The sequence below is a fragment of the Spirosoma endophyticum genome (assembly GCF_900112365.1).
In the GTDB taxonomy this organism is placed as follows: Bacteria; Bacteroidota; Bacteroidia; order Cytophagales; family Spirosomataceae; genus Spirosoma; species Spirosoma endophyticum.
The window spans coordinates 119,726-133,334 of the sequence record NZ_FOLQ01000011.1; the positions used below are offsets into that span (position 1 = coordinate 119,726).

Here is a 13,609-nt window from a genome sequence, read left to right on the forward strand (position 1 = left end):
CTTGGACAATGGAATTGCTTCCGAAAAGAAGTCTGCAATTCTCGGCACGTTGAAATGCTTTTCTGGTTTCACTCCTTCCCAAACGGAAACAAGGGCGATGCTACGTGTGATTGATTCATTAACTGGCTAAGTTTTCGGGCTTCTTCGGGATGTTGAGCCGCTACGCTGGTTGTTTCAGCTGGGTCTTTGGCGAGGTCATATAACTCAACGGGACCGTTAGGATTGTCGGTCGCCTGCAGCCGTACCGCTTTCCAGTTGCCTTGCCGAACCGCCTGACGACCGCCGTTTTCGTGAAATTCCCAATAAAGATAATCGTGCTTTTTCTGGCTACCCTTGCCCGTCAGCGATGGCACGATGGATAGACCGTCAATGTAAGCGGGCGTTTTTGCTCCGGCCAGCTCGGCGAATGTGGGTAATACGTCCCAGAAAGCGCCAACGTAATCACTTCGGCTGCCAGCCTTGATCTTACCCGGCCAGCGAGCCACAAAGGGTTCACGGATACCCCCTTCATACAAATCGCGTTTGACACCCCGGAGTCCGCCACTACTATTAAAATAAGTTGGATCGGCCCCGCCTTCGATATGCGGGCCATTGTCGCTGGAGAAGATCACGAGCGTATTCTGGTCAAGTCCTTTTGCTTTCAACATGGCCATTACCTGACCAACGTATCGGTCGAGCCGTGCTACCATGGCTGCAAACGTAGCATGCGGATAGGCTTGAGATGCATAGCCGCCCGTTTTGGCATTAGGGCCGTAGTTGGCACCTGCAAAGGCTTTCTCGGCAAATTTTCCTTTGTACTGTTGAAAGATACTGTCGTCGGGAACGACCAGCTCGGCGTGGGGCAAGGTATAGGGTAAAAACAGAAAAAACGGTTGCTTTCCATCGCGGGTATCCAGAAAATTCAGGGCCTGTTTATGGATCAGGTCGGGTGCATAGTCATTCGTTTTTTCCAGATTCTGATTTCCCGTCAACACCACTTTTTGCTCGTTATCCCACAGATGGTCAGGATAATACCGATGCGCCAGTGCCTGGCAATTGTAGCCGTAAAACCGGTCGAACCCCTGTTTTAGTGGATCGCCTTCTGAACCAACCGGACCCAATCCCCATTTGCCAAAAGCGGCTGTTGTATAACCGGCCTGTTTCAGTACTTCGGCAACCGTAATGACCGAAGCCGCAATCGGTTCCTGACCTTCGGGCTTCACTTCTTTATTGCCACGGATGTAGGTGTGGCCCGTATGCTGTCCTGTCATGAGCGACGACCGTGATGGCGCGCAAACCGACGTACCAGCGTAAAACTGTTTGAACTGTATGCCTTCGGTAGCCAGCCGGTCGATGTTGGGCGTTTTAATGAGTTTCTGGCCATTGAAACCCACATCACCGTAACCCAGATCATCCGCCAGAATGAAAATAATATTGGGTCGCCTGGCTGGTTGAGCCTGCGCTTGAATTGAAACGGAAAACGTGATAAACAGTAGAAAGAGGAGTTTTTTCATGCTTGGAGTAATGCAGACGGTTGGAAATAACGCGGGTAGAAACCAGCTGGCTTAATTAAATGAATTCATAACCACGGGTTTCCACCCGCGCTACCTTACCTGACAGCTGTAAACGTCATTTTGGGTTGTTGTATGGCATTCCGAGGAGTTTGGTTTCCAACTGGAGAATGACTTCTTCAGCAATAGCGTCGATTTTTTCGGGATCGTCGGTGGGTTTGTGATAATCGGCGTGGCCGCCCGTGTGGATAAATAAAACCGGAATCTGTTGGCCATAAAAAGCCGCGTTGTCGGAGCCGCCATTGCTCGCCCGATCAGTGAAGAACTTAATCGAACTTTCGACGCCTTTAAATACCGTTGGCCACGTATCGCTGGTATTATAGCCGCCTATTTTGATACCCCGATTTGGATTATATTGTCCAGTCATATCCATACAAACCATGAAATGTAACTTGTCGAGTGGCTTGGTCGGGTTGTTCAGAAAATACCGTGACCCCTGCAAGCCTAACTCCTCAGCATCAAAGGCCATAAACACGAAATTATACGGCTCTTTCCCGTCGTTGTTGCTGAAATACTGCGCTAACTCCAGTAAGCCAGCTACTCCTAACGCATTATCATCAGCCCCATTGTGAATTTTTCCTGCCGACCAAGTCCCAAATGATTGTAATGGCCACCAATCACAATCGCATGGAGCGCTGTACTATCCAGAAAATCAATGAGGTTCATAGCTTGCCGTAAGCAATCTGGCACGACAACACATGTGACTTTTGCGGTATAAGCATAAATTCGTATCCCACCCACAAAAACCTCCTGACTTTGCCAGAATTATGGGGCAAAATCAGGAGATTACTACGTTGATTAACGATTACTTAACGCGGGCCGCGACCACCTTGTGGTCTGTCGTTAGATCCCGGCCTCTGTTGCTGGCCATTGTTATGCCCTTGCTGTGGGCGATCAATATTTCCCTGCTGCGGCCTGTTATTGACTCCCTGTTGCGGCCGATTATTATTTCCCTGTTGTGGGCGATTGCTACCACCTGCGACCTGATTATGCATGGGATGATTATTGATCACATAATACCTTGCATCGCGGCTGTCGCGGATAGGCTGCTGATCGTATTTGCCTTTGAATGAGGCATATTGCTTTCGATAGACAGCACTACGTAGGTATGGCTGCTTGTCGTTGATGACTACTTTGTGCATACGATATAAATCGTAGTTGCTGTATTGGGGAGGCAAAACGGTCGTCGTAATCCAGCGTCTTCCGTCAAAGTAAATCCACTGTTGCAAGGGAACGTAATAATAAATGTCCAGATCGGGCAGGTAGTAATAATTTACGTAATCGTAACCGGTTGGTCCCCAGATGGGTTGGCTTCCGATGTTAATACTGACGTTTACCTGTGCGTAGCTGCTCTGAAACAGCCCGGTGCCAACCAGTAGGCCAAGCACAATCATGAAATTTTTCATAACGGATGATTAGTAATGAATGAAAAATGGGTGAAATCTTGGCACCTCACTGCGAATTCGGTCGGTGCCGGACCTTTTCCATAATTTATGTTGATTCGAGGTTAGATTCAGTAGTAAAGCCTGTACTCCAGCCGGATCGGAAACGTTGCGATGTATTTATCAAAACGGCGGTTTACAATCGATCTGGCTACCTTAACAACGCCTCCATGGCCTATAATGGTGTTCCTACCAATGGGGAAACCGACAGAATCAGGATTTAAGTAGACGAATTAACACATTTCGTCGCCCGTTCGCTCAAATAAAACGTTGCTAAATCTAGCATCAGTCACTGCCTGGAGCTCGATAAAGTATTGCGGCTGCCTGAAACTGCTGTAGGTGGTCGTTAACGCTATTGATTTGGGCGGCAAATAAATTCGGCTCTTCCGTCAGTACGTCTGTAAAGTTTGTGTTAGCCGCGTATTTAACCTCAGTCGTCGGCTTCAAATTGGTGCGTAGGAATCAAAAACACGCTCAGCAATCTACCAAATAGTATACCGCCGATGGCGCCTGTACCAATCGTATTGGGCATTTAGCAGAAGATAGACAAACGCCAGATATAGAGATAAGCCAACGAATATGCGGTTCGAACAGCTTACTGGCGAATAGACTTTAGTAAAAAGATATCATCATTCCACAATCACGCACGCATAGGCCGGCACCGTCACCCGGTTACCGGTGAACGAACCGCCTGAGACTGTTTCGAAGACAATGCACCGGCACCAGTATTCATCTGGAGAAAACACGACTTCGAGCGGCTTTTTTGTCAGGTTATGGACCACCAAAACACGCCGTCCATTTGTTGTACGACGTATAAATGATACAGTGCCTTTTTGCCGAATACCCGTTTGCTCTAACCGACTTAGGTTGTCATTCAGAACTGGATGGCTGTTGCGATATTGAATCAGGCGTTTGTAGTGATTGAGTAAGGAATTGGGGTCATTTTCCTGTTCGCTCACGGGTTTAACCGTTTGGCTGGTTGAATAGCGGCCACGTCGCCAGGATGTGCGCTGTTTATCACGGGCACGGATGTCCCACAGAAATGGTTCACGGATGCTCTCGTCGGGTTTCATGCCCAACATGCCAATTTCTTCCCCATAGTAGAGATAGGGGAGGCCGGGCAAGGTTAACAGGAGATTTGCCGCCACTTTTAACCGGTTAAGATTGCCCTTTAACAAGCTCCCAATGCGGTTCTGGTCGTGATTTGACAGAATAAGTGCGTCAATAAAATCTGGATTCACCTTAGCGAACGTATTATGAACATACGTCATAAACTCAACTAAATCTTCGGTATCGTCCTCTTGCTGAACGATTTCGGGAATCATTAGTTGTAAGTCGAAATTGAAATTAGCTTTAAGCCCCCGGAAATAAGGCGCGATCCGTTCGGGGCGCGTCCAGACTTCGCCCACCGTGTAGGCGCGAGACGGTCCGTCGCCACGGTTTGCCGCTTCAACCACCCCCCCGAATTCCTGCCAGAACTCATGGTTTTTGGGTTCATCGAATTCCCGGTAAAGGTGACGGGCCGCATCAAGCCGAAAGCCATCCAGACCTATTTCGTTGAGCCAATAGCGGGCGATGGTAAAGATTTCTTCCCGCAGCGGACGGTGGTCGAAATTCAGGTCGGGCATGCCGCTCCAGAACATACCATAATATTTCTCCCTATACGTAGCACCGCGAACGGAATGCCAAGGATTTCGTTCACCCGAATCAGCCGTAATGTCGCGGGTAGCCAGATTGCGCGATTTAATTTCCTCGGGAAGCAGCCATTTGTAATAGTTCCAGTATGGATTGTCCGGCCCTTTGGATGCTTCCCGAAACCACGGATGCTGAATGCTGGTGTGATGAATCACTAAATCGATAATGACAGCAATACCCCGCTGGTGGGCTTCGCTGACCAGTCGTTTGAAATCGTCCAGCGTACCATACTCCGGGTCGATACCGTAGTAATCCGTTACGTCGTATTTATGATAGGTTGGGGATGGATTGATAGGCATCAGCCAGATAGCCGAAATGCCAAGACTCTTCAAATAATCGAGATTGTTGGTAACGCCATTGAGATCGCCGATGCCATCGCCATTGGAGTCGGCAAATGAACGAACGAAAATTTCGTAATGAACTCCCGAACAACCCGTACGAATTTGGCTTACTGGTAATTGGTCAAACGACACGTTGGACTGCGAAACGACTGATTTAGAAGGACTGGATTGCATTCAGAGAGAGAATTGCTACTCGTTACCAAACCGAGAAATTAACCGGTGAGTTTGAAAACTAACCTAAGATAGATGTATGTACTACAATTGTCCTAACACATACAGAAAAGATCGTATTTTTTCGACAGGGTTTCCAATCCTGAAATCCTGTTACTCCTCTCAGAAAGTCTTAACGGACATAGGCTTTCAGTGCCTGATAGACCCGGTGCGTTGGCAGGCCCATAACAGTGTAAAAGGAGCCTTCCAGTCGTTCGATGCCAACGAGCCCAATAAAATCCTGCGCCCCATATGAACCGGCCTTGTCGAAGGGGGCGCATTCGCGGATGTAATACGTAATCTCGTCGTCGGTTAACGTAGCGAATTGTACCGTGGTTTCGTCGGTGAACGAGTCCAGATGTGGCTCACCATCATTGGCGGGCGATAGAATCGCGACTCCCGTTCGAACGCGGTGAGTACGTTCCGACAAGGCACGTAGCATTCGACGGGCATCGGCCTCATCCTGTGGCTTATTCAGGATTTGATCGGCTAAGATCACGACTGTATCCGCGCAGAGAACGATCCGGCTCCCCAGATCAGCCCTGAATTGGTCAGCTTTCTGACAGGCTAAATATTCAGCTACCTCATCAGCAGGCATGTCGTCCGGGAATATTTCGTCGGTTGGGCGGGTTTCAATGGTGAACACGAAGCCCGCATCGGTCATGAGCTGTTTTCGGCGCGGTGACCCCGAAGCCAGCACAAGTGGATAGCGTAATGTGAGCATATAATCAGAAGTACGAATCACAAAAATAACCCAAAGACAGGGGTTTTACGTATATTGGTAAGTTTCTTGCACTGCCTTATGACCATCCGACCTGCTACGACCGCCGACGCAGCTCCGCTAACGGAGCTTGCTACATTAACCATGCGCGAAGCCTTTGGGCCACCTCATAATCCAGCCGAACTGGTTGATGAATATATCCAGTCGTCCATTACACAAGCTGCTTTAGAAACCGAACTGACCGATCCACGCTCCGCGTTTTTTGTACTTGAACTGCCCGATGGAACACTCGTTGGCTATGCCAAGCTGCGTCGACATAAACCTCCACGGCAGATGGCTGATCGAAACGCAATCGAAATTCAACGTATCTATCTTCTTCAGTCGCAAATTGGTCAGGGACAGGGTCGAATGCTAATGGAATACTGTCTCGACTGGGCACGCAGGCAGGGTTTTTCGGCTGTCTGGCTTGGCGTTTGGGAGCGTAATGCCCGGGCAATAGCCTTTTATGAGCGGCTGGGTTTCAGGAAAATAGGCTTCCATTATTTTCAGTTTGGCTCCGAACGGCAGCGTGATTTCTGGCTCGAAAAAACAGTTACAGACAGGCCGGGTTAACTCAGGCGGTCGTCATTAAACTATTCATGCCGATTTGCGTCTAATAGTCGTTTTATTTACCAATGAATCAGCCGTACCCGAGCGTCTATAAGCTAACCCTGCTCCATATTTTGGTGGGGTTGCTGCTTGTTGCCGGATGCGCTACCCGCGCCGTTGCCCAGGTGCCACAACAGGATACCACCTTGCATGTGAAAATCAGCGAAGGACCGGTCGATTCGCTTACACTTCATCACGTAGCTGTAACGGACAGTATTCTGATGCAGCGCGACAGTGTTTTCTACACAAAGCTAAAGGCCTCAATGTATAAGCATCGACTAACACGACAGCTCTATGACGCTGTTTTTCAGGATGTTTATAACAGCCGGGTGAGGACGGGTGAAGTCAGTCAGCTTGAAGTTAACCCGTTCAAGACGTTCGAGGGACGTATCATTGGCGATATCTACATCCGGCGGCTCAGCGTATTCGGGCAAACGGTTTATGATACCCTCCGTAAACCCGCTAACTGGATCGAACGAACCGGTAACCGATTGCATACCAATACCCGCGAACACGTCATCCGCAATTCATATTTGCTTTTCCAGCAGGGCGATGCCCTGAACCCGACCGTATTGCGCGATAACGAGCGTTTATTACGAACGACATCCATTTTTCACGATGCCCGGATTCTGGTGCTCCCTCGCCCGGGGAGTAAACAGTTTGTGGACGTGTATGTAATCACGCAGGACGTCTGGTCCTTACTTCCCAACGGCGGATTTGGGGGGCTTACTAACTTCAGCGTTGGCTTTGATCAGGTCAATTTTAGAGGATTGGGCCACCAGCTTTTTGCGCAGGTGGCGTATTCGGGTACTGATCCGAGGCAAAAGCTGGAATATCAGGCACGCTACAAAGTGCCCTTTATCGGCAAAACATTCCTCACGGCCGAGGCTGACATGCTGTACTTACGCGATTTGAAGCAGGCTGCTGTTAAATTATACCGGCCGTTTCTGACCCCCGACATGAAATATGCCGGTTCTATCGAATTGAATCGTACGCAGGTCAACAACCGGATTGTCACGCGAAATGAAGTGACACGTAATGATACGGCTATACTAGTTCCGCTAACGTATAATTATTCCGATGTCTGGATCGGGCGGTCGTTTCGCTTGTTCTACAGTCGGCCCGATACCGATGAGAAAGGTCGTTCCCGCCTTGTTATTTCACTGCGAAACACGAGTTACACGTATTTCAACCGGCCCAATGTGACAGCGGATACGAACCAGCTTTATCAGAATAGTCGTACCACGCTGTTCAGTGTCGGCTATACCCGGCGCAAATATGTTCGTGACGTGTTAATTTATGGGTTTGGGCGCACAGAGGACGTACCGATCGGGGAGTCCGTCGCGGCTATCGCTGGGTTCGACAATGCCGAACTGGGTGAGCGCCTGTATATGGGTTTGAATTTTTCGCAGGGCAAATATGTCCGTCGGATTGGTTACCTCTATGGCTTAATTAATTTTGGTGGCTACATTCGGAAGAATAAGATTGAACAGGGCATTTTTTCCTTTGAATCGAACTATTTCAGTCCACTGATGAAAACGAGGTGGGGCAACATGCGTCATTTTCTCAATACACGGTTTACAACCGGGATCAATCGCTTTGATAATGAATATCTTACACTGAGCAGCAGTGGGAGTGGTATCAATACCGATGGGATTGGTATCAACAGCGATGCCCTCCGTGGCACAAAACGTTTTCTGATCAACTACGAAAATATTCTGTTTTCCCGATTGAGCCTGATCGGATTTCGCGTGGCGTTCATTACGTTCGCTAACATCGGTTTAGTCAGTTTTACAAACCACGCTTTCCTGAGTGGCCCTTTTTATCAGGGATATGGTATCGGTTTTCGACTCCGGAATGAAAATTTAACGTTCAATAGTTTTCAGATCCGGCTGAGTTATTATCCCAATATTCCCGGCAACACAATCCCGTTTCGTCAGGCGGTTGAAGGTATTCCGGCACTACGACTGCGCGATTTTGATCTATCGGCACCCCAACTTGTTCCTTATCGTTAAAAAAATAAATACATTAAATGTTGGTACATTAAATACAAATACATTATATTTGTGGCATGTCAATAGAAACAGACATCAAACAAGCCACTCCATTCAGAACACCCTATCATCGGTTAATGGTGAATCTGATGTATACCAGCAACTGGATTGCCGCCAGCCAGACGAAACTGTTAAAACCATCTGGGTTGACACTGCAGCAGTACAATGTGCTTCGCATTCTACGGGGCCAGTACCCTAATCCGGTTAAAGTGAGTGATATCACAGAGCGGATGCTCGATAAAATGTCGAACGCGTCGCGATTAATCGATAAGCTGGTTGCCAAGAAACTGGTGCTACGTACCGAATGCCCAAGTGACCGACGGGCGGTTGATGTTGTCATAACGGATAAAGGGTTGGAATTGCTCCAGAAACTGGATGTTCACCAAACCGAATGGAACGATGAACAACGTAACAAATTGACCGAAGACGAAGCTACTTACCTGAGTCAATTACTGGACAGACTGCGCGCTTAATTTATTCATCATTCACGTTTTAATAAATCAATTAATTTACAACAATGAAAAAGGCAACCTTATTTGCTGCATTATTATTCTCTTCAGTTGGCGCTTTTGCTCAGAACTGGACACTCGATAAAGCACACTCTAACCTGGGCTTTACGGTAACTCACATGATGTTATCGGAAGTAGATGGCAAATTCCAGAATTTCGATGTGAAAATGACGTCGTCGAAAGATGATTTCACCGATGCTCAGATTGACTTAACGGCCGATGTAGCCAGTATTAACACGAACCAGGAAAAACGGGATGGTCACCTGAAAAGCCCTGACTTTTTCGACGCTACCAAGTATCCTACCCTGTCGTTCAAAAGCAAGTCGATCAGCAAAGTATCGGGTAATAAATACAAACTGATGGGTGACCTGACGATGCACGGTGTAACCAAGCCTGTAACACTTGACGCCGTGATTACGGGTCCGGTAACGAACCCACAGAGCAAGAAAACCTTAGCGGGTTTCAAAGTAACGGGTGAAGTAAAACGGGCTGATTTCACCGTCGGTACAGCTCCTGCTGCTGTTGTTAGCGACGAAATTGCAATTCGGGCAACTGGCGAGCTTGTTAAGGCCAACTAGGATAACCTAACCTAAACTATAGTGAAATCCCTGATACCTAACGGTGTCAGGGATTTTTTTGTGACGATTTTGGCGTTAACTGTAATCTCGCCAATTTTTTTTGGATAAAGGCCGCTACGTCATTGGGGGCTTCCCAGGGCAGGAGATGACCGGCATTGTCAATCGTTTCGAACGTAGCGTTTTTTAGGTAGGGCAACGTCAGGGTTGGTTGAACATCGGGTGCAAGAGCCTTGTCCTCCGTGCCAACCAGAATTGATACCGGTACGTTAATACCGCTTATCTGCGCCGAAATATCTTCTTTACTTCCGAATGTAAGCCAGGCTTTCCAGGCCGCTTCAGACGTTCGCAGGTTGTCGGCGATAATCTGTTCTTTCGCCATTTCCGAAAGAGGCCTGACTGTGATTTTGGCGAATGTTTTCTCGGCTGCCGACCGCAGACCGTGGGTTTTGAGCATCTCTTCCCGATCCGCATCCGGAATAGGTTCGGGTTTTGGCGGTGAGGGTGATAATAGAATAAGTGATTGAAGGCCAATGGGTTGCCGACTGGCCAAGGCGAAAGCAACCTTGCTGCTTAGCGAATGACCGACGAGTACGAAGTCGTGAACGTCCAGCGTATCAAGCAAATCCACTACGTCATCAGCCATCGTTTCCACTGAGTAGCCCGTAGCTGGTGCATCTGAGTCGCCATGTCCACGTAAATCAATCGCCAGACAGCGATACGCGTCAGGCAGTTGGCCGATAACCGTTTGCCACTCCAGTGCCGAACCACCGAAATAGTGGAGAAATACAAGCGTTAAAGACCCACTGCCTACGTCGAGGACATTGAGCCGGGTATTATTGGTGGAATAAAGCACAGGAAGCGTGGGTTAGGTGGCTACTTTCAGCTGCGCCGGGCGTTCTGTAATCTCAAGCATCTCAGCATGTGGCACAATCGTAATCTGCCCAAATTCCTGCAACAGCATCTTATACGTTTCGGCAACGGGTCGGGGCTTGCGGTCAAGATCATAGAGCCCGCAGGCATTTACGTGGTTATTAACCTCTTTGAGTTGCGAATCCCAGTCCATCTGGTCGATCAGGCTATACCATGTGAAGCCAATTACGGGTACGCCATCCCGGCGCATGCGCATAACACTTACCCATTGTTTCAACAGCCAGATTGGCGCCAGATCAGCCTCAAATACATTGGTCTCTGTGTGCATAACCGGCATTCGATACCGCTCGTAATAGTCTTTGGTAATTTCATACCAGCCCAGCACATCCATGGACGTCTCAATCGACCCGTCAGGAAGTTTTATGCGCTCGTTACGGCCATAGTAGTCATTGCCCATAACTTGATAGCCCGGCGGTTTACCTGCCATAAACCAATCGTATTCCTCACGAGTCAACCCATTGTCCATCATGTACATAGCAACCGAGGCTGACGGCTGATTGGCATAGAGTAGATCCAGCGATAGAAAACGAAGCTCATTCTCCAGCATAATTTGCGGTGAAGGCGTTGCCTTAATTTCGTGCGTATATTCGGCACTTTCGCTTTGCACGATCACGCAATCGTTTCGGCGCTTGACGATTTCGTGATTGCCCATAATGCTGGCGGCCACGCAATGCTTGAGTGCGGTAACGAATCCTTTGTCGGTTTTAAGCTGCTCATTCCAGGCACCTTCTTTGCCGCTAAGCCGAGCCGTTACGTAAATCTCGTTGACGGGCGTATAATAGCGCACCCACGGATAGCGCTCGGCCACAGCTCCGGCAAACTCCGCAAAAAGAACGGGCAAGTCGGGGTTCTGGTAGTCGCCAATCCAGTCTGGTACGCCAAAATGCATCAAATCAAGTATCGGTGTTATGTTGAGCCGCTTAATTTCGGCCATTGCTTCGTCGGCGAAACTCCAGTCGAACTTGCCCGATCCCTGATGGATGCTGTAGTACGGTAAACCATAACGCAAAACGTTCAGCCCCATCTCTCTAACCAATCCAAGGTCTTCCTTGAAGCGCTCATAATGACCACACTCCCGAAGCAAATCCCGACGAACCTTGCCGTGCTGAATAGTGGGATAGGAACACTCGATTCCTGTGGCAAACATGAAATTGCCAGGTGTATTGACGGGCAATCCACTACCATCATGACCACCCGCGCCACCGAACTGGTCGCCCTCGTAGTTGCCATCGCCAAACTGTTTTTTAATTCGATCTAAAAATCCTTTTTGAGCCATACGTAGCGCGGGTGGGAACCCTAAATGAACTATTGCTAATTGCGGGTTTCTACCGCATTACTTGTGCTTTTCCAGAAATCGATCCGCCGTTCGGAGCGCTAAAGCCATGATTGTCAGGGCCGGATTAACGCTCAGTGCACTAGGAAACGTTGAGTTATCGCTGATAAACAGGTTAGGAGTATCGAATGATTGCCCGTCTGGACTCACCACTGACGTAGCCGGGTCAGTTCCCATACGGCACGTACCGATGACGTGCGCATTACGGGGGAAAGCCCAGATATTTCTGGCACTCGCTGCGGACCAGATGTCTCGCATAATCTTATCTGCATGGGCCGTCATCCGTTTCTCATTTTCACCATTCGAGAAATAAATACGCGGTTTGGGTAGTCCACGGATGTCTTTCTCGTCGGATAATTCCAGATAATTATGGGCATGGGGGAGGCAATCGCCAAGAATATTGATGCCTGCTACGTGGTTATAAGCCAGTGCAGCTTGCTTCAGATCTTGTCCCCAAAGCCCTCGTGCCCGTGCCATCTGTGAAATATAGGTGACAGGCATCACGCCGATGGATTGGAGGAGGTACCCCCCGGCAAAGTCAGCCTTTTCGGGTCGATGGGTATCTTCCGAAATCAGGGCGCCGGGAATGCCTTTGTAGGGTCGTATGTCCTCTTCAAATTCGCCCCAGATCTGCAATCCTGTATGCGCCATAACGTTCCGGCCGACCTGACCGCTGCTATTGGCCAGGTTGTTCAGGAGGAGCAGCCGGGCCGTTTCGATCGTTCCGGCGCAGAGAAACACGTAGCGGCAGCGTTGACGTTCTTCCTGCCCATTTCGGATGTAAATTACCTCACTGATTCGACCGGCTGCATCTTTAATTAGCTGCGTAACGAAACTCTCGGGTCGGATCTCTGCGCCGTGGTGTACGGCCAGAGGGATGTACGTTACGTCCATACTGGCTTTTGCTCCAATGTTGCACCCTGCCTGGCAGAATCCCCGATTCGCACAGGCAGGCCGATAACCGACCCCCTCCTGATAATAGCCTGCCGACAAGGCCGCATTGGCCGCTGGGGAGGTTTTGATTCCGAGTTCTTTACAACCCCTTTCCATCAACTGACCCGCGCCGTTTATGGGCAATGGCCCCAGCGCATAAGCACGTTTACGAGCAGGTCCCCATGGGTAAGGTGATGGACCGGAAATGCCCAGAAACTGCTCAACCTCATCGTAATAAGGTTCAATCTGATCAAATCCGAGAGGCCAGTCTTCACCCACACCAAAGTCGGTGCGGAGTTGAAAGTCGTCGGGTTGGGCGCGAGGGGTGTAGGCAGTATAATGCAAAGTCGATCCACCAACCCCCGTACCGGAATTGTTGCTGCCAAAAGGAATCGGATCATTGCCCGCGCTTAGCCGTTCGTCGTTCCAGAATAGTTTTTCCTGGGATTTTTCGTCGGTGGCGAAATCGGTTGCCGGGTTCCAGTGTTTTCCGGCTTCGAGTGCTACTACCTTCAGACCCGCAGCCGCGAGTCGTGCCAGTAAGGGAGCGCCACCCGCGCCGGTACCAATCACAACAGCGTCAACTGTTTCGGAAGTTTTGTAATGTTTCATAAAAGCATGGAGCAAGGTGCAGGGAGTGAGGTATATGGTTTAGCGAGCTGGAT

Annotated in this window: 13 protein-coding genes; 4 read left to right on the forward strand and 9 right to left on the reverse strand. The window is 49.2% G+C overall.

Features of this window, described 5'->3' with window-relative positions:
- Positions 1–68 precede the first annotated feature (68 nt).
- The 6 genes from BM202_RS23615 to BM202_RS23635 all read right to left on the reverse strand — a co-directional run bounded on the left by BM202_RS23615 (position 69) and on the right by BM202_RS23635 (position 5,962).
- Entirely contained in the window at positions 69–1,493 is a 1,425-nt protein-coding gene (locus BM202_RS23615; RefSeq protein WP_093830773.1) for an arylsulfatase, read from the reverse strand.
- Between the two features lie 115 nt (positions 1,494–1,608).
- Positions 1,609–2,124, reverse strand: coding sequence for a M20/M25/M40 family metallo-hydrolase (locus BM202_RS23620; protein WP_317039714.1), 516 nt, complete (start codon positions 2,122–2,124; stop codon positions 1,609–1,611).
- Positions 2,094–2,216 (reverse strand): hypothetical protein, encoded by a 123-nt coding sequence (locus BM202_RS38770; RefSeq protein WP_262507703.1) that lies wholly within the window; start codon positions 2,214–2,216, stop codon positions 2,094–2,096. The genes BM202_RS23620 and BM202_RS38770 overlap by 31 nt, the downstream gene beginning before the upstream one ends.
- A 143-nt stretch (positions 2,217–2,359) precedes the next feature.
- Complete coding sequence (locus tag BM202_RS23625; RefSeq protein WP_093830775.1) at positions 2,360–2,956, reverse strand: hypothetical protein; 597 nt, start codon at positions 2,954–2,956, stop codon at positions 2,360–2,362.
- Positions 2,957–3,621: 665 nt separating this feature from the next.
- Positions 3,622–5,202: an alpha-amylase family glycosyl hydrolase gene (locus BM202_RS23630; RefSeq protein WP_093830777.1), complete on the reverse strand. Its 1,581-nt coding sequence runs from the start codon at positions 5,200–5,202 to the stop codon at positions 3,622–3,624.
- Between the two features lie 169 nt (positions 5,203–5,371).
- A complete protein-coding gene (locus tag BM202_RS23635; RefSeq protein ID WP_093830779.1) occupies positions 5,372–5,962 on the reverse strand; it encodes a Maf family protein in 591 nt (196 codons plus the stop codon).
- A gap of 78 nt (positions 5,963–6,040) precedes the next feature.
- Between BM202_RS23635 and BM202_RS23640 the strand changes: the two genes are divergently transcribed.
- From BM202_RS23640 to BM202_RS23655, 4 genes are all read left to right on the forward strand, one after another.
- Complete coding sequence (locus BM202_RS23640) at positions 6,041–6,571, forward strand: GNAT family N-acetyltransferase (protein WP_093830781.1); 531 nt, start codon at positions 6,041–6,043, stop codon at positions 6,569–6,571.
- Positions 6,572–6,633: 62 nt separating this feature from the next.
- Positions 6,634–8,622, forward strand: a complete 1,989-nt coding sequence (locus BM202_RS23645; RefSeq protein WP_093830783.1) for a hypothetical protein — start codon at positions 6,634–6,636, stop codon at positions 8,620–8,622.
- A 56-nt stretch (positions 8,623–8,678) separates the two neighbouring features.
- The gene (locus tag BM202_RS23650) at positions 8,679–9,134 is read left to right on the forward strand and encodes a MarR family winged helix-turn-helix transcriptional regulator (protein WP_093830785.1); all 456 of its coding nucleotides are present in this window, start codon (positions 8,679–8,681) and stop codon (positions 9,132–9,134) included.
- 44 nt (positions 9,135–9,178) lie between these two features.
- Entirely contained in the window at positions 9,179–9,748 is a 570-nt protein-coding gene (locus BM202_RS23655) for a YceI family protein (protein ID WP_093830787.1), read from the forward strand.
- 46 nt (positions 9,749–9,794) lie between these two features.
- Here the strand turns inward: BM202_RS23655 and BM202_RS23660 are convergent, their stop codons facing one another.
- From BM202_RS23660 to BM202_RS23670, 3 genes are read right to left on the reverse strand one after another with little or no spacing between them, the layout of a single operon-like run.
- A complete protein-coding gene (locus BM202_RS23660; RefSeq protein WP_093830789.1) occupies positions 9,795–10,601 on the reverse strand; it encodes an alpha/beta fold hydrolase in 807 nt (268 codons plus the stop codon).
- Between the two features lie 12 nt (positions 10,602–10,613).
- On the reverse strand, positions 10,614–11,954 hold the full coding sequence (locus BM202_RS23665) for a family 1 glycosylhydrolase (protein WP_093830791.1): 1,341 nt from the start codon (positions 11,952–11,954) through the stop codon (positions 10,614–10,616).
- Positions 11,955–12,011: 57 nt separating this feature from the next.
- Positions 12,012–13,556: a GMC family oxidoreductase gene (locus tag BM202_RS23670; RefSeq protein ID WP_093830793.1), complete on the reverse strand. Its 1,545-nt coding sequence runs from the start codon at positions 13,554–13,556 to the stop codon at positions 12,012–12,014.
- Positions 13,557–13,609: the final 53 nt, after the last annotated feature.